11 protein-coding genes and 1 pseudogene are annotated in these 17,234 nt (G+C 75.3%); 6 read left to right on the top strand and 6 right to left on the bottom strand.

Features of this window, described 5'->3' with window-relative positions; translation table 11 throughout:
• Positions 1-14 precede the first annotated feature (14 nt).
• Together ABZ135_RS22210 and ABZ135_RS22205 are read right to left on the bottom strand one after the other, a co-directional pair.
• Entirely contained in the window at positions 15-2,909 is a 2,895-nt protein-coding gene (locus tag ABZ135_RS22210; RefSeq protein WP_356697950.1) for a nitrate- and nitrite sensing domain-containing protein, read from the bottom strand.
• 68 nt (positions 2,910-2,977) lie between these two features.
• Positions 2,978-3,931, bottom strand: a complete 954-nt coding sequence (locus tag ABZ135_RS22205; protein ID WP_356697949.1) for an MHYT domain-containing protein — start codon at positions 3,929-3,931, stop codon at positions 2,978-2,980.
• 194 nt (positions 3,932-4,125) lie between these two features.
• Here ABZ135_RS22205 and ABZ135_RS22200 point away from each other — a divergent pair, with 194 nt between their 5' ends.
• The 3 genes from ABZ135_RS22200 to ABZ135_RS22190 all read left to right on the top strand — a co-directional run bounded on the left by ABZ135_RS22200 (position 4,126) and on the right by ABZ135_RS22190 (position 7,531).
• On the top strand, positions 4,126-4,728 hold the full coding sequence (locus tag ABZ135_RS22200; RefSeq protein WP_356697948.1) for a methyltransferase domain-containing protein: 603 nt from the start codon (positions 4,126-4,128) through the stop codon (positions 4,726-4,728).
• 424 nt (positions 4,729-5,152) lie between these two features.
• Positions 5,153-5,989, top strand: a complete 837-nt coding sequence (locus tag ABZ135_RS22195; RefSeq protein ID WP_356698043.1) for a hypothetical protein — start codon at positions 5,153-5,155, stop codon at positions 5,987-5,989.
• Positions 5,990-6,160: 171 nt separating this feature from the next.
• On the top strand, positions 6,161-7,531 hold the full coding sequence (locus ABZ135_RS22190; protein ID WP_356697947.1) for a tannase/feruloyl esterase family alpha/beta hydrolase: 1,371 nt from the start codon (positions 6,161-6,163) through the stop codon (positions 7,529-7,531).
• 89 nt (positions 7,532-7,620) lie between these two features.
• On the opposite strand, the gene ABZ135_RS22185 is transcribed toward ABZ135_RS22190, so the two are convergent.
• Positions 7,621-8,184: an MOSC domain-containing protein gene (locus ABZ135_RS22185; RefSeq protein ID WP_356697946.1), complete on the bottom strand. Its 564-nt coding sequence runs from the start codon at positions 8,182-8,184 to the stop codon at positions 7,621-7,623.
• Positions 8,185-8,236: 52 nt separating this feature from the next.
• Positions 8,237-9,430, bottom strand: a complete 1,194-nt coding sequence (locus ABZ135_RS22180) for an acyl-CoA desaturase (RefSeq protein ID WP_356697945.1) — start codon at positions 9,428-9,430, stop codon at positions 8,237-8,239.
• 438 nt (positions 9,431-9,868) lie between these two features.
• Here ABZ135_RS22180 and ABZ135_RS22175 point away from each other — a divergent pair, with 438 nt between their 5' ends.
• Together ABZ135_RS22175 and ABZ135_RS22170 are read left to right on the top strand one after the other, a co-directional pair.
• Positions 9,869-12,766, top strand: coding sequence for a DEAD/DEAH box helicase (locus ABZ135_RS22175; protein ID WP_356698042.1), 2,898 nt, complete (start codon positions 9,869-9,871; stop codon positions 12,764-12,766).
• A 20-nt stretch (positions 12,767-12,786) separates the two neighbouring features.
• Positions 12,787-14,142 (top strand): SWF or SNF family helicase, encoded by a 1,356-nt coding sequence (locus ABZ135_RS22170; RefSeq protein WP_356698041.1) that lies wholly within the window; start codon positions 12,787-12,789, stop codon positions 14,140-14,142.
• Between the two features lie 194 nt (positions 14,143-14,336).
• Here the strand turns inward: ABZ135_RS22170 and ABZ135_RS22165 are convergent, their stop codons facing one another.
• Both ABZ135_RS22165 and ABZ135_RS22160 read right to left on the bottom strand, forming a co-directional pair.
• The gene (locus ABZ135_RS22165; protein WP_356697944.1) at positions 14,337-15,164 is read right to left on the bottom strand and encodes a hypothetical protein; all 828 of its coding nucleotides are present in this window, start codon (positions 15,162-15,164) and stop codon (positions 14,337-14,339) included.
• Between the two features lie 120 nt (positions 15,165-15,284).
• Positions 15,285-16,138, bottom strand: a pseudogene (locus ABZ135_RS22160) (tetrahydrofolate dehydrogenase/cyclohydrolase catalytic domain-containing protein).
• A gap of 278 nt (positions 16,139-16,416) precedes the next feature.
• On the opposite strand from ABZ135_RS22160, the gene ABZ135_RS22155 reads away from it, so the two are divergent.
• Positions 16,417-17,234: GAF domain-containing protein (locus ABZ135_RS22155; RefSeq protein WP_356697943.1), on the top strand; the 818-nt coding region annotated here is incomplete at its 3' end.

Genomic DNA, 17,234 nt, shown 5'->3' with positions numbered 1-17,234 from the left:
CCTCTCGTGGTCGATCACTCGTCGTCTCCTTCACTGCCGGTTTCGCTGGATGCCTGCGGGCCATGGCCGGTGCCCAGAGGGCGCCGGGTGCCGATCGGGGTGCCGGGTGCCGGGCCGCCGCCGCGCCGCCAGCCGTCGCGGTAGGCGGACATCCGGTCCCTGACCTGCTCCGGGGTCCGCCCGCCCGGCGCATCGGCGGGCGCCGGCGCGGCGTACGGTTCGGGCGCCGGCGCGGCGGTGCGGAGCTGCGGTACGAGGCTCGCCTGCCGTACGCGCCGGGGCAGGTCGGCTCCGGTGTCCTCAGCGGAGGCGCCGGATGGCGGCGGCGCCCCGGGAGGCTGGAGGGACTCGGGCCGCTCTCGTGGCGGAGGCGCGAACGGGCCGGACGGGGTCACCGACGAGGGCCCTGATGGGGTCCCTGAGGGGGAAGGGGCCGGAGGCGAGGGGGGCGTACGCCGGCGCAGGGCGGTGACTCCGGCCGGCGGTCGAGCGGGACCGGGTCCGGGACGGGGACCGAGACCTGGGCCGGGACCGGGACCTGGGCCGGGTTTCGTCGCGGGGGCCCCGACGGGGTGAGCCGGTGAGACCGGGGAGACCGGTGAGCCTGGCGCGCCCGGGGACTCCGAGGAACTGGGCGCGGCGGAACCAGGATCGGGTTCGGCGGGCGCTCCGGGGTGCGTGGGCGCGTGGGCGCGCGCGGGGTCGGCCGCGGAGGGGACGGTGCCCGCGGTGCCGCGCCCGGGCGGAAGGGCGTTCTGCAGCAGATCGGTGGGCAGGAGGACGACGGCCGTCGTGCCCCCGTAGGGCGAGGTGCGCAGGTGGACCTTGATGTCGTGGCGCGCGGAGAGGCGGCTGACCACGAACAGACCGAGCCGGTCGCTGTCGAAGAGGTCGAGGGCCTCGGACTGGGCGATCCGGGCGTTGGCCTCGGCGAGGCTCTCCTTGCCCATGCCGAGCCCCCGGTCCTCGATCTCGAGGGCGAAGCCGTTGCCCACGGGTTCGCCGCTGACGCGCACCTTGGTGTGGGGCGGGGAGAACTGCGCGGCGTTCTCGATGAGCTCGGCGAGCAGATGGGTGAGGTCGGCGACCGCGCCGCCGACCACGGCGGTCTCGGGCAGCCGGCGCACCTCCACGCGCGCGTAGTCCTCGATTTCGGAGACGGCGGCGCGCACGACGTTGGTGAGGGGGACGGGCATGCGCCACGCGCGGCCGGGGGCCGCGCCCGAGAGGATGATGAGGCTCTCGGCGTGACGCCGCATCCGGGTCGTGAGGTGGTCGAGCCGGAAGAGGTCGCCGAGCTCGTTCGGGTCGTCGGCGCGCCGCTCCATGCTGTCGAGCAGGTTGAGCTGACGGTGCACCAGGACCTGGCTGCGACGGGCGAGGTTGACGAAGACGCCGGAGATGCCGCTGGCGAGCTCGGCGCGCTCCACGGCGGCGAAGAGCGCGGCCCGGTGAACGGTGGTGAGGGCGTCGCCGACCTGTCCGATCTCGTCCTGCGGGGCGGGTCCGGGCGGGGCCTCGGCCAGGACGTCGATCTCCTCGCCGGCGCGCAGTCGGCGCATGGCGGCGGGGAGTTTACGGTGGGCGATCTCCAGAGCGCCGTTGCGGAGGCTGACGAGTTCGACGACGAGCCCGCGGCCGATGCGTACGGAGATGGCGAGGGAGGCGGCGACGGCGGCCAGGCCGAGCAGCACCGCGGCGCCGCCGGCGCTGAACAGGCCGCCGCCGAGGGGACGGTAGCGGTCCGCGGCGGCGGTGCGGGCGGCCTGCTCGACGGCGGCCAGGCCCTCCCGTACGGCGGAGTGGGCGGCGTCCCATTCGCCGGAGGTGACGGCCTGTGCGGCGCGTCGGCCGGGGGCGGCCGCGACGACCCGTTCCTCGGCCGCGCCGAGCTGACCGTAGGCGGGCCGGGCGGTCAGGGTCCGCCAGGCGGTGCGCTGCGCCGCGGGAAGGTCCGCGGTGGCGGACTCGGTCAGTGCGCGCCGGGCCGCGACGGCAGCGGCGAACGCGCGGAGTCGTGCGGCGTCGAGCGCTCCGGTGAGATGGGCGGAGCCGAGCAGCGCGTCCTCGCGGGCGAGCATCTCGCCCGCACGGCCGAGTTCGAGCAGGACGCGCGCCTCGGCGCCGTTCCCGCTGTGCCCGACAACCCCGGCGTCCTCGATGCCGGCGAGGGCGCCGAGGGGGGCGAAGCCCGCGAAGATGGTGGCGGTGTACTCCTCGTAGATCTGGTCTCCGTCGGCCCGTCCGGCGACGGCCGCGGTACGCAGCCGGCTCAGGCCCTCGGTCCGCACGACGAACGCCGTTACGCGCGTGGCGACGTCGGCGGGGAGGCTGCCGTTGTCGCCGACGGTGTGCCGGTCGCCGAGGCGGAGGCGGCTGACGGCGGAGTCGGTCGCCCTCACGTACTCCTTCAGCTCGGCGGCGCGCCCGCTTCCGGGAGCCGCCGCCTGCCGTACGGCGGCGCGCCGTTCGTCCTGGAGCGCGGCGATCGCGGCGGTGACCGGCTGCCGGACCTCGGCGTCCACGGACCGCAGGAGTCGGAGCCGGGCGATGTCCTGGGCGGTGGTGACGGTGGCGAATCCCCACAGGGCGAGCAGGGAGACGACCGGGACCATCAGCAGCGAGACGATCTTGGCGCGTACGGTCCGCGGCCGCAGCCGGTGGATCCGGCTCTCGCCTCCCTCGGAGCCAGCGGGCGCGGGGTGTGCGGACATGGCCGGTGCCGTGGCCTTGGCGGTGGCGGTGGCGGTGGCGGTGGCGGTGAAGGTTCCGGGGGCGGGGGGTGCGGACCGCTCGCGGGGTGCCGTCTCGTCGGCGGGGCGCCCGGCGTGTGCGCGGCGCCCGCGGGCCGCCGTGGCCGGCCGGCCGGGGGCTCCGGCTTCGTCCGGGGTCCTGCGGGGAGTTCGCATGGCCTCCTCGTTCCTTGGTTCATCACGGGCCCGTGGGGGCGGCGGGCTCCGGGGGTCCGACGGGCTGCTCAGGTCCGTGCGTCGTCGCCGGCGGCAGCATGGCCATGGGCGTCAGGGGTGGGATGGATGCCCGCTCCGGTCGCCGGGCCGTGGACCGGCCCCGACGGGTGGACGGGGGCCGGGGTGGCTGCGGCCGCCCGGCGTGGGTGCGCCGCCTCGGGCCGGAAGCCGGCGGGTGCGACGTCCACGGCCCGCTCGTCGGGCTCGGTCAGCCGTCCGGCGGAGGCGTAGGCGGCGCGTTCGCCCGCCGTGGGCGAGAGAGCGACGAAGGCCGAGGTGATGAAGAGGTAGGAACCGAGCCCGACCGCGAGCGGGAAGACGAACTGCATGACGGTGGCGCCCGGGAGAGGGGCCGGCGAGGGCGCGACCTCGACGCGTACGGCGAACATGCCCGTGTAGTGCATGCTGCTGACCGCCGCGCCCATGACGAGGGAGGCGAGGGCCACGGCCGCGGGAGCGTGGATGTTCAGCGCGGCCCACAGGGCCGCCGTGGCGGCCACGACGGCGATGACGACCGAGAGGGCGACGAGCAGCGGGTCGTACCGGACCTCGCCGTGCAGTCGCAGTGCCGCCATGCCCATGTAGTGCATGCTCGCCACGCCGATGCCGGTCGTCAGACCACCGATCAGCAGCGCACGCACCCGGTCCTTGCCGTAGCCGACGGCGAAGACGCCGACGCCGACCACGGCCATGGCGATGAGCAGACTGAGGAGGGTGAGCGGGACGTCGTAACGGATGTCGGTGCCGGTGACGCCGAAGCCGAGCATGGCGACGAAGTGCATCGTCCAGATGCCGGTGCCGAGGGCGGAGGCGGCGGTGAGCAGCCAGTTGCGGCGCGAGCGGCCGGTCGCGTCGAGGGCGCGCACGGTGCAGCGCAGTCCGAGGGCGGCGCCGACGCAGGCCATCGCGTACGACAGCACGGGTGTCAGCCAGCCGAAGGTGGCGTGGTCCAGGTGTCCCATGACTCGGGGACGCTAGTGCGCACTCGGGGGCGCATCGGGGGCGCATTTCGAAAGCTGATGGAATATGACAGAGAGATGTTCCCGAACGATCAGCACAGGGTCGAACATGCGCGCAGATCGTTCACTCACAGGGGGGTGGTCGGGGCGGGTGACTCACCCCTGTGAGTGAGGCGCGTCTGAGGGATCATGGGCACATGAGCGATGACCCCACACGTGTACGGGAGTTCTTCGGCGCCCGCGCCGCCCACTGGGATTCCCGGTTCCCCGACGACGGCCCCGCCTATGCCGCCGCCGTCGCCGATCTCGGTCTGCGCCCCGGCGACGCCGTGCTCGACGCGGGCTGCGGCACCGGCCGGGCACTTCCCCCGCTGCGCGCGGCGGTCGGCCCCACGGGCACGGTGATCGGGGCCGACCTCACGCCCGAGATGCTCGCCGAGGCGGTCAAGGCGGGCCGCGACCGGGACGGGACGCTGATCCTCGCGGACGTGGCACGGCTGCCGGTGCGCGACGGCGCGCTCGACGCAGTGTTCGGGGCGGGGCTCATCTCGCACCTCGCCGACCCGGCCCGCGATCTGCGCGAACTGGCCCGCGTCGTCCGGCCCGGGGGACGGCTCGCCCTCTTCCACCCGATCGGCCGCGCCGCCCTGGCCGCCCGGCACGGCCGCCAGATCACCGACGACGACCTGCGCGCCGAGCCCAACCTGCGTCCCCTGCTGGCCGGTTCGGGCTGGGAGCTGCGCGATTACGTGGACGAGGACCACCGCTACCTCGCGCTTGCCGTGCGCCGGGCGGAGTGACGGTGCCGGTGATCCGGTGATCGCACTTATGTCACGAGGGGCCCTCTGACGGCCTGCCACGGCAACGGCAACGGCAACGGCAACGGCAACGGATGCCCTCCCCGGCTGACGGGCGGTCGACGGGCGGACGGGCGGACGGGCGGAGCGGCACCCGGGGCGATGGCGCTCCGGGTCACCTCGATCACCGGTTTCGCGCCCTCTCCCCGCCCAGGACCGGACGGCACGGAAAACGCCGCAGCCGGGCCCTGAGCCGGCGGCGCCGCGGCGCGGTGCGGCCGTCGCAGGACGGGCCGCCGTACTCCGCCGCCTCGACCGCCTGGGCCGGGTCTCCGACTCGCGCGGCTCTCGACGGGTGGGTTACTCACTGGTTAGGGTGCGCCGACGACCAGATGGGGAGGCTCACGTGAGTGAACCGGAATCCGCCGTGACCGGCACGGAGGACGGCGACGACGACGCGCTGTTCGTGCTGACCGCGGCGCTGCTCACGCCCGCGCAGTTCCCCAGCGTGCTCGGTGACGACTACCCGGCGGCCTGCGCGGCGCTGGGGCTCGAGCCGTACGCGGACGGGTACGGGCTCGTGCTCGGGCAGGACGGCACGGGGGCCCGCTGGACGGTGGTCGTCGACGACGTGTCGCTGGTCGCGGTCGCCATCGCGTCCTGGGACTGCGGCATGGAGTACGACCTCTCCCCCGACGAGCGGTCCGTCGTGTCCGCGCTCCCCGGCTGGCCGCTGGCCGTCGCCACCTCCGCGCCCGGCCTCCCGGCGCCCCACGATCCGGCGCCGGAACCGGGCGACCCCGCTCCCCTGGCCCCGCCGGACGGCGCGGCATGGGGGCCGGCCCAGCGACGCCTGGGCGCGGACATGGTCGCCCTGCAGTGGAACGAGTGGCGGGCCCGGGTGGGCGACGACCCGAGCGCGGACGGAGGCGGCCCGGCGGCAGCCGTTCCGTCCGGGGCCGGCGAGGCGCCGGAGGCCGGCGGTGGCGCCGATCCGTACGACGGGGTGCGGCGGGCGCTGAAGGAGCTCGGTGAGTACGTGACCCACGCACCGCCCGTCGGGCGGGTCCGGTCGAGCTTCGCCGGGGGCGAGGCCCGGATGCTGCGGGCCGACGGCCCGGGCTGGTCGCTGGTCGCACGGACCGACGACATGGCGTTCGTCCTCCTCGACGACGAGCCGCACGAGGTGCTCCCGGTGACGCGCGGCCCCCGGCTGCCCGCGCTGCTCGAAGCGCTGGACGCCATGGCGGTACGGCCGAGCTGAGCGCGCCCCACACGACGGCGGCCGCCGAGGTGTGGTCAGGGCCCATGGCCGCGGTGATCGTGTCGCGCGCACGATGGGGCGGCGCGCCGAGGTGTCCGCCGACGCATCGCGGTGCGCGCCCCGGCGCGCTCACGCCGGGGCACCCCGTACCGCCGTCCCACCGGAGGCCCCATGCACCCGTTCCGACGCGTTCCCCTGCTGGCCGCCGCCCTCCTCACCGGTCTCACCGTCCTCGGCCCTGCCACTCCCGCCGGGGCGCACGGCGCGGGTCACTGCGCCCGCCAGGACCGCCTCGACGTGCCCGGCGCCGCACACCAGGAGACCGCGTGTCTGCCCGATCTCACGACGGCGGGGCTCGCCGGCACGCCGTACACGGACATGGCCGACCAGGCGGGCCTGTCGGCGAAGGGCACGGTCAACCCGACAGGGGTCCCCGGGGTCCAGATCGACGGCTACTTCCCCGACACCTCACGCCTCAACGCCACCCACGGCTGGACCCACGACGCGCAGTTCGTGATCCGACTGCCCGACCGCTGGAACGGCGGCCTCGTCGTCACCGGCGCTCCGGGGACCCGCCGCCAGTACGCGACCGACACGATCATCTCCGACCACGTCCTGGCGCAGGGCTTCGCGTACGCCGCCACCGACAAGGGCAACACCGGGCCGGACTTCTACACGGACGGGCGGGAACCCGGCGACGCCGTCGCCGAGTGGAACCGGCGGGTCACCGAGCTGACCGTGGCCGCGAAGAAGGCAGTGCGGCAGCGGTACGGCACGGCGCCCCGGCGGACGTACATGACGGGCATCTCCAACGCCGGCTATCTGACCCGCTGGCAACTGGAGAACCGGCCCGAGCTGTACGACGGCGGGGTGGACTGGGAGGGGGTGCTGTGGACCACCCACGGCCCGAACCTCCTCACCAGCCTGCCGGTCACCGTCGCCCGCCACTTCGGCACGGCCTCCGACGAGGATCTGATCGAGGCCGGTTTCGCGCCCGGCTCGCGGTTCCTCTGGCCGTACCACGACCGGGCCTACTGGGGGCTGACGCAGAAGATCTTCCGGGCCGAGTTCGATCCCTCCTACGACCCGGAGTGCCCGGGTGCGACGGCCGGTTCGACAGTGGAGCGGATCCTCGCGCCGTGCGCGTCGGACGCCTCGTACGACTACGCGGCCCGGCCGCCCTCGGTGCGGCGCGCGGTCGCGAAGGTCGCGCTGACCGGACGGATCGGGAAGCCGCTGATCACGCTGCACGGCGATCTGGACGCGCTGCTGCCCGTGGCCACCGGCTCGGACGTGTACGCACGGATGGTCGACGACCGGGGCCGGGGCGCCCTACACCGCTTCTACACGATCCAGGACGGCACCCACACCGACGGCCTGTACGACACCCACCCGGACCGGCTGCGGCCGATCCTGCCCTGCTACCGCTCGGCGTTCACGGCGCTGACGCGGTGGGTGGAGGCGGAGGCCGCGCCGCCCGCCGACCGTGTGGTCGCACGGCCGGCGGGCGGTGACGTGGTCAACTCCTGCGCCCTGCGCTGACGCGGGTCAGGGGGCGGGGTCCCGGGCCGGGGGCCCGGGGGCGCGCGGCGGAGACCGGGGGACGCGGGGGCGGAGACCGGGAGGGGGCGTCAGACCCTCTCCAGGGGGCGGTGCGGTGCGGCCGGGAGCTCGACGCGGACGGCATCGCCGGGCCGCACCTCGCCGCCGGTCACGACGACGGACATGATGCCCGCCTTGCGGACGAGCTGCCCGTTCTCGTCGCGGCCGACGACCTGCTTGAGCAGTCCGTGCCGGAAGCCGTTGATCTGTTCGCACGGATTGCGCAGGCCGGTGACCTCCACGACGGCCTCGGCGCCGAGGTGCAGCCGGGTGCCGGTGGGCAGGCCGAGCAGGTCGACGCCTCGGGTGGTGATGTTCTCGCCGAGGTCGCCGGGCGCCACCTCGAAGCCGGCGCCCGCCACCTCGTCGAAGAGCTCGGCGTGGATCAGGTGGACCTGGCGCAGGTTGGGCGCGGTCGGGTCCTGCGCGACACGGGAACGGTGCTTGACGGTCACTCCGGCGTGCACGTCGCCCTCGACACCCAGCCCGGCGAGGAGCGTGATGCTGTCCCGGTTGGGCTTGGTGAACGAGTAGACGCCGTTGCTGCTGACCGCGGTGACGATTCCGGTGCCCGTGGTGGATTCCGCACTCATGACGTGGAGTTCCCCTTCTCCGAGGTGCCTGAGGTGTCGCGCGTCCTCGACCCTACGCGACGCCTTCGGCGCGCAGCGGGGCCCCCACCTCGTGGAGGTGGCCGAGCGCCTGCCGGTAGGAGTCGACGAAGCCGGTCTCCGTGTACGGGATGCCGAGCGCCTGGCAGTGCGCGCGCACCGCCGGCTGGGCCAGGCGGAGATGCGGCCGGGGCATGCTGGGGAACAGGTGGTGTTCGATCTGGTAGTTGAGCCCGCCGAGGAACCAGTCGGTGAGGGCGCCGCCGCGGATGTTGCGGGAGGTCAGCACCTGGCGGCGCAGGTGACCCCACGAGTCGCCGTCGGGGTGCGCGTCGGGCGTCTCCATGCCCTTGTGGTTGGGGGCGAAGGCCATGCCGAGGTGAACGCCGAGCAGCACCTGGTGGAGGAGGGCGAAGACCAGCGCCTGAAGCGGGGTCAGAAGCGTGAGCAGCAGGGCCGTGTAGCCGGCGATGTGGGTGAGGAGCAGGGCGCCTTCGACGATGCGCTCGCGGCGGGTGCGGTAGGGGCCGTTCCTGGAGAGCAGGGCCTGGATGCCGTACACCTTGAGGGCGATGCCCTCAAGGGTCGTCAGCGGGAAGAAGAGCCATGCCTGGTGGCGGGTGAGCCAGCGGCGCAGTCCGGCGCGGTCGGTGGTCTGGTGGGCGGCGAAGACGAGGACGTCGGCGGCCACGTCCGGGTCCTTGTCGAGGTGGTTGGGGTTGGCGTGGTGGCGGTTGTGCTTGTCGTTCCACCATTCGCGGCTCATGCCCAGGAGCAGGTTGGCGTGGACGAGTTGGATGATCCGGCCGAGGCGACGGCTGTCGGTGATCTGCGCGTGCCCCGCGTCGTGCCCGACGAAGGCGATGCGGGCGGAGAACAGGGCGAGCGGCAGGGCGAGGGGCAGCGCCCACCAGGACGGGCCGAGGAGCACGAGACCGGTGACGACGGCGGCGACGCCGAGGAGATTGGCCGCGATGCCGCGGGCGTACCAGCCGCCTCGGCGTTCGAGGAGGCCCTGTTTCTTGATGGTGCGCAGCAGCGGGGCGAATTCGCTGCCGCCGCCCTTGGCCTGGCCGCGGGAGCGAGGGGCGGGGGCATGGGGACCGGGGCGGCCCGGGTCGAGGGTCGCGGGGTCCGACGCGAAGGGCGCGGGCGCGGAGGGCGTGGGGGGCGCGGAAAGCTCGGTGAGTTCGGTGAGCTCGGTGAGCGTCGCGGTGGCCTGGGACATGGCGGTCTCCGGTGTCCGTGGAAGTCCGTGGGAGCGGCCGTCGCGCGGGCCGCGTCGGCTACCGAAAACGTACGGATCGGTGATCACCCGCGACCATGGCGTCACCACCCCGACCCGTTCGGGGGGCGGCCCGGGGGCGAGGGTGGGGCCTCCCCCACCTGCGACGAGGGGCGTGATGTGGATCACGGTGGTGAGGTGTGCGTGGGGGCGCCGAGTTGGGGTACCCTCGGCCGCTCGACCCGGTAGTCAAATTTGAGGAATGCGTTGTCGCAGTCTCCGCAGCAGTCGCCGTCCCCCTCTCTCCCACCCTCTTCTTCGCCCTCTTCTTCGCCCTCCTCCCCTTCTCCTTCTCCGTCGCCTTCTCTTTCGCCCTCACCCGCACCGTCTCCCGCTCCGCCGCTCGACGGCGGTGAGCTCGCCCGCTGCGCGGCCCTCTTCCTGCCCGCCGATCCGCCGCGCGCGGGCCGGATCGCGTTCTGGTCCCCGGACGCGGAATCCGAGGTTCCTCAGGTCCCGGACGGGACGCACGCCGAACTGACCGTGGTCGACGACGATGTCCAGGAGCGGACGGTCCCCGCGCTCCTGCTGTCCGTACGGGACGCCCTACCCGTCCTGGCCCGCGCCCGGTTCGACGAGGGCTCCTCGGCGTCGGCGGCCTTCTGGGGCGCGGCCTCGCTCTTCTCCCTCGACCTCGTCGCCCGGGGACTGCTCCTGCCCGGCCTCACCGCCACCGACCTCGACGCCTGGCGGGTCGGTCCGCTCGGCCCCGAGGACCTGGGCGCGCTGCGCGACCTCGCCGCCTGCATGCCTCCTTCGGCCCACGCCGTACCACTCAGGCGGGCAGAGACCGAGGCCGACGACCACGGGCTGCTGCTGCCCGAACCGGAGCAACTGCTGCGGGCGTTCGCCGACGCCGTCGCCGACGTCCTGCCCCGCACCCCGGCCGCCCCGCTGGCCGCCGGCGGGCCCGCCTTCGCGGCCGACGAGCACCAGGAGCCGCAGGCCCTGACGCACCAGCGGGCCTGGGCGGCGGACGTGGCCGCGGGACACGACGCGGGTGTACGGCTGTCGCTGCGCATCGAACTGGTGGCATCGGGCGAGCCGGCCGGGCCGATCGAGGGCGCCGAGCCTGCCGGGCCGGTCGGTACCGGTGCGGGGCCCTCCTTCCGTGCCGTCCTCCAGATGCACGGCGTGGCCGACCCGGCGCTCGTCGCGGACGCGGCCGAGGTGTGGGCCGGCACGACCGTCGCGGGTGCCGCCTTCGGGCCCCGGGCCCGGATGGACGCGCTGCTCGCGCTGCGGCGGGCGGCGCGCGCGTGGCCGCCGCTCTCCCCGCTGCTCACGGCGGCCGTCCCCGACGCCGTCGACCTCGACGACGAGGAGGTGGCCGAACTCCTGGGTCCGGCCGCCCGTACCCTCGCCGCCACGGGCGTACGGGTCCACTGGCCGCGCGACCTCGCCCAGGGGTTCACGGCCCGCGCCGTGATCGGACCGCCCGACGGAGACGGTGCCGGGGACGGTTCCGGGGACAAGGACGGGAACGGTGTCCGTGACCGGGGCGACGCCCTGCCGTCGTTCCTCTCCGCCGACGCGCTGCTCGCCTTCAACTGGCGTTTCGCGATCGGCGACCAGGAGCTGACGCGTGCCGAGCTCGACCTCCTCGCCGAGGCCGGGCGTCCTCTCGTACGGCTGCGCGGCCAGTGGATCCTCGTCGACCCCGAGGAGATCCGGCGCGCCCGGGCCGGGCAGGACCGCAAGCTGACCCCGGTCGACGCGCTCGGCGCCGTGCTCACGGGCACCACCGAGGTCGACGGACGGCAGGTCGAAGTCCAGGCGACCGGCTGGATGGAACGCCTGCGGGCGCGGCTCGCCGACCCCGAAGGCGGTGAGCCGGAGACGATCGAGCAGCCGGCCGCGCTGGCCGCGACCCTGCGCGACTACCAGCTTCGCGGCCTCGGCTGGCTGCACCGGATGACCTCGCTCGGGCTCGGCGGCTGCCTCGCCGACGACATGGGCCTCGGCAAGACCATCACCCTGATCGCGCTGCACCTCCACCGGCAGACCGACCCGGCCACCGCCGGTCCGACGCTGGTGGTCTGCCCCACCTCCCTCATGGGCAACTGGCAGCGAGAGATCGAGAAGTTCGCCCCCGGCACGCCCGTACGGCGCTTCCACGGCGCGGCGCGGACCCTGGAGGGACTCGCCGACGACGGCTTCGTGCTCACCACGTACGGCACGATGCGGCTCGACGCGCCCCGGCTCGCCGACCGGCCCTGGGGTCTGGTCGTCGCCGACGAGGCGCAGCACATCAAGAACCCGTACGCGGCGACCGCGCGGGCGTTGCGCACGATCGGCGGGAAGGCGCGGGTGGCGCTGTCCGGCACGCCCGTCGAGAACAACCTCTCCGAGCTGTGGGCGATCCTCGACTGGACGACGCCGGGCCTGCTCGGCGGGCTCGGCGCGTTCCGCGCGCGGTACGCCTCCGCCGTCGAGGGCGGCGCCGATCCGGGCGCCGCGGCGCGACTCGCCGCGCTGGTCCGGCCGTTCCTGCTGCGGCGGCGCAAGTCGGACCCGGGCATCGCGCCCGAGCTGCCGCCGAAGACGGAGACCGACCATTCCGTCACGCTCACGAAGGAGCAGGCGGGACTGTACGAGGCGGTGGTGCGCGAGACCCTCTCCGCCATCGCCGAGGCGGACGGCATGGAGCGGCGCGGCCTGGTGGTGAAGCTGCTCACGGGGCTCAAGCAGATCTGCAACCACCCCGCGCAGTATCTGAAGGAGGAGCGGCCCCTGATCGGCGGGCGCTCGGGCAAGCTGGAACTGCTCGACGAGCTCCTCGACACGATCCTCGCGGAGGAGGCGAGCGTGCTCGTCTTCACCCAGTACGTGGCCATGGCACGCCTGTTGGAGGAGCACCTGGCGGCGCGCGGGGTGCCGACGCAGTTCCTGCACGGCGGCACGCCGGTCGCCGCGCGGGAGTCGATGGTCGCGCGCTTCCAGGCCGGCGAGGTGCCGGTCTTCCTGCTGTCCCTGAAGGCGGCGGGCACCGGGCTCAACCTGACCCGGGCCGGTCACGTGGTGCACTACGACCGCTGGTGGAACCCGGCCGTCGAGGCGCAGGCCACGGACCGCGCGTACCGGATCGGTCAGACCCAGCCGGTGCAGGTCCACCGGCTGATCGCCGAGGGCACGATCGAGGACCGGATCGCGGACATGCTGGAGCGCAAGCGGGCGCTCGCCGACTCGGTGCTGGGCTCGGGCGAGGCGGCGCTGACCGAGCTGACCGACGCCGAGCTGGCGGAACTGGTGCGGCTGCGCGGGGAGGACGGACGATGAGCGGAGACCGTGTGCACGGGATGGACGGCGCGGGGGAACGGGAGGACCGGGGGGACGTGGACGGCGTGGAGGAGCGGACCTTCGCGGCGCTTCCGCCGGTACGGGGCGCGGTCTTCGCCCGGACGTGGTGGGGCCGGGCGTGGCTGAAGGCGCTGGAGGACACGGCGCTCGACGCGCAGCAGTTGAAGGCGGGGCGGCGACACGCGCGGGCCGGGGCGGTCGGCGCGGTGTCGGTGCGGCCCGGCCGGGTCACCGCCGTGGTGCAGGACCGGGACGGCACGGCGTACCGCAGTGACGTGCTGTTCCACGAGTTGTCCGAGGAGGAGTGGGACCGGCTCGTCGACCTCGCCGTGGACAGCGCCGGGCACATCGCGGCTCTCCTCGACCGGGAGATGCCGCCGCATCTGGTCGAGGACGCGGCGGCCACCGGGCTCGAACTGCTGCCGGGCATCGGCGACCTGGAGCCGCAGTGCGGCTGCGAGGCGTGGGACCACTGCCCGCACACGGCGGCCCTCTGCTACCAGGTGGCGCGGCTGCTCGACGAGGACCCGTTCGTCCTGCTGCTCCTGCGGGGGCGGGGGGAACGGGCACTGATCGAGGCGCTGCAGGAGCGGAGCACGGCCCGGGCGACGGCCGAGGAGGAGGCGCGCGGGGACCGGTTCGGCCGGTCGGGTACGTCCAGCGGCGTGCGGGGCGACATGCCGGGCGGCGTGTCGGGCGCGGTGCGTGGGCCCGGCGTGTCGGGCGTGTCGGCGTACGAGGCTTTCGCCGCGCGGGACATCCTGCCGCCGCTGCCCGCCCCGCCGGTCCCGCCCACGGCGCCGGGCGAGCCCCCGTCCCTCGACACGGAGGTCGCGCCGGGCCCGGGGGTCGACCCGGCGGCCCTCGCGTTCCTGGCGGCGGACGCGGCGGCCCGCGCGCAGCGGCTGCTGTCCGGCGCGGCGCCCTTCGGGACGCCGCCCCTGACGGCGGCTCAGGACGCGGTACGGCTCGCCGCCGGCTCCCCCGCCCCAGGGATCGCGGCGCGCCTCGCCGACGGCTCGCGCCGCGACCCGGCCGCGCTCGACCGCGCGGTCCGCGCCTGGCGGTTCGGCGGTCCGGCCGCCCTCGCGGTCCTGGAGGAGGAGTGGACGCCCGGCCCGGAGGCCCTGCGCCGTGCCGACGCGCAACTGGCCGAGTCCTGGGACGACACCGACCGCCCCGCCCTGCTTCCCGCCGGCCCGGCCCGCTGGACGGTCACCGGCACGACCACCCAGCTCCGCCTCGGCCCGGACGGCCGCTGGTGGCCCTACCGCGAGGAGCGGGGCGCCTGGACCCCGGCGGGTCCCCCGGAACAGGACCCCGCGGCGGCCCTGGCGGGGGCGGCGGCCCCGTAGGACGTAGGACCAGCCGGTCAGCGGTCGGCCGGCCGCCGGCCGGTGTCTGCTCGTGTCCCGCCGCGTCCGAGGGGTGGCGGGACACGACGCGCCGTTACGGACGGACGCGGCGGTCCCGCGTGGCGCGCCGCCCTCGGGCCCGGAGCCGGGGCGGCGGGCGGCCGGGCTCCGGCGCCCGCCGCCTCGGCGTCCCGTCACTGCAGGGGCGACGTCAGTTTCCGGCCCGAGTCGGAGGGAGCGGCGAGGCTGCAGGCGACGGTGTCGCTGCCGAGGAGGTAGCTGGTGCGGTAGGGGTACTGGACGAAGGTGGCCCAGCGCGTGCCGAGCGGCTGCTGTGCCGCCTCGGCCCGCAGCGGCGCCCGGCACAGGGCGGCCGCCGCGTCCCGTACCGCGCGGTCGTCGGCGTACGCGCCGGTGAGCCGGAGCCGCGCGACGAGTTCGGCGTCGTGGGGCGTGTCGCAGGCGCGGCGGACGACCGTGCCGGGCGCGTCGCGGGCGATGTCGAAGCAGTCGCCGACGCGCAGCGCGTCGTACGGCGCGCGCGGGGCGGCGGTCGCGGCCCGGCGGTCGGCGGTCGGGCGGGGCCGGGGTTTCGCGGTGCCGGACGTGCCGGGCGTGCCGGTGGTGTCCTTCGGCGGGCTCGTGCGGCCCCGGTCCGTGCGGGCGGGCACGGCGCGCTTCTGGGTGGGCGCGGGCAGGGGCGAGGCGCTCTCGCCCTGGGCGGAGGGACGCTGCCCCGGCGTACCGGCCGCCCTGCCCTCCCCCACACCGTCCGTCCCGCCGTCCGGACTGCCGCCCGTCCCGCCGCTCCGCGACGGCGTGTCCGTGCCGCCCGCGGCCGGTGCGGACGGCGCGGCGCGGCGGTCGCCGTCGTCCGTGTCACCGCGGGTGGTGACGGACGCCGCGACGACCGCGGTGGCGATGAGGAGCGCGGCGAGCGCCGCGGCCGGCAGGACGAAGACGCCCGGCCGTCTCGGTGACCGGGCGTCGCGGGACGGGGATTCCGTCGACGGGTGGAGCATGGGAATCAGGGTCGCCCGCGCTCGCCCGTGTGGCGAGCGCTAACGGCCGGTTGGGGCCCGCTCGTACAGAACCGTGACCATATCGCGGCTCTCGCGAGACCCTGGGCCGGTCGCACGGGACTACAGGCCGAGCCGGCGCTCGGCCGCGTCGACGGTCTGCGCGAGGAGGACGGCGATGGTCATCGGGCCGACGCCGCCGGGGACGGGAGTGATGAGGGAGGCGCGCTCGGCGGCGCTGTCGAAGTCGACGTCGCCGACGTTGCCGGGGTTGTAGCCGGCGTCGATCACGACGGCGCCGGGCTTGATGTCCTCGCCCTTGATGAACTGCGGCTTGCCGACGGCGGCGACCAGGATGTCCGCCTCGCGGACGGCGGCGGAGAGGTCGGTGGTGCGGAGTGGCAGTAGGTGACGGTCGCGTCCCGTCCGAGGAGCAGCAGGCCGGCCGGCTTGCCGAGGATCGCGCTGCGGCCGACGACCACGGCCCGCTTGCCGCTGAGCTCGACGTCGTACGCGTCGAGCAGGCGCATGATGCCGCCCGGGGTGCAGGAGACGAAGCCGGGCAGTCCGAAGCCCATGGCGGCGAAGGAGGCCATGGTGACGCCGTCGACGTCCTTCTCCGGGGCGATGGCCTCGAAGGCGGCGCGCTCGTCGATGTGGTGCGGCACCGGGTGCTGGAGCAGGATGCCGTGGACCTCGGGGTCCTCGGAGAGCGCGGTGATCGCCGCGACGAGCTCCTCGGTGGTCGTCTCGGCGGGCAGTTCGATGTGCTTCGAGCGGATTCCGGCCTTGGCACAGCGGTTCTGCTTCATCTTCACGTACGTGACGGAGGCCGGGTCGGCGCCGACGAGGACGGTCGCGAGGCAGGGCGTGGTGCCGGTGCGGCGGGTGATCTCCGCGGCGCGCGCCGCGGTCTCCTCGACCGTGCGGCGGGCGAGCGCGGTGCCGTCCATGAGGCGGGCGGTACTGGTGGACATGGGCCACTCCTGGGCGTCGTCGAGAACGAGGGATCGCCCAGGCGCACGGCTGCGACACCGCCGCGCGGGGTGCGCGCGTCCGCCGGGCCGCTCCCCGGTGGTGATCCACCTCGAGCGCGAGTCACGGCCCGGGCTCCACTCTACGTGACGGGTCTGCGTGACGAGGGCGGGCGGTACCGGCCGTACGGCGTCCACGGGCCGGTCCGGGCGCTTGTCCCCGGGCCGCGCTCCGACCACGATGACCTCCACGAGAGCGACGACTCGCCGGGGAGGCCGAGTTGAGCGAGGTGACCGGGCGGGCGACGGCGGCGGTGCGGCGGGCTCACGAGGCGTCCACGAGCGCGGGTGCGGGATCGGCGGAGCCGGCGCCCACCGCCTCTCCCCCCTCGGAGGGGGCGTCCTCGGCCGCCGCCGTCCGGCCGCTGGTCGCCGAGTCCTGGCGGCGTTCCGTACGGGCGAAGGTGAGCCCGGACGGAACGCCGCCGGTCGAACTGGACGAGGAGGACCTGGCCGCCCATCGGGAGGCGCATCCGCTGGCGGCCGTGATGCCGGTGATCCGCGAGCTCACGGGCACGTACGCGCGGGACGGCGAGCATCTGCTCGCCGTGTGCGACGCCGCCGGGCGGATGCTGTGGGTGGAGGGGCACCCCGGGACGCTGCGCAAGGCGCGCGGCATGAACTTCGTGGCCGGGGCGCGCTGGTCGGAGTCGGCGGCGGGGACGAACGCGCCCGGCACCGCCCTCGCCGTCGGCCGGCCGGTGCAGGTGTGCGCGGCGGAACACTTCCGGCGGCCGGTGCGGGCGTGGACGTGTGCCGCGGCGCCCGTGCACGATCCGCACAGCGGGCGGTTGATCGGGGCGGTGGACATCACCGGCGGGGACGGTCTCGCGCATCCGCACAGCCTGGCGTTCGTGCAGGCGGTGGCGCGGGCCGCCGAGTCGCAGCTCGCCCTGGTCGCGCCCGCCCCCTCAAGCCGGAGTACGAAGAGGTCGAGCTCGGTACGGCGGGGTCGTCGTGGACGGGGCACCGATGGTCGTGCCGACCGTGTACGGCGTCGAGGGCGACCGGATCTACGTGCACGGCTCGGTCGCGAGCC

Source organism: Streptomyces sp. NPDC006339 (assembly GCF_040612775.1).
Classification (GTDB): domain Bacteria; phylum Actinomycetota; class Actinomycetes; order Streptomycetales; family Streptomycetaceae; genus Streptomyces.
This window is presented reverse-complemented; position numbering and strand designations above follow the sequence as displayed.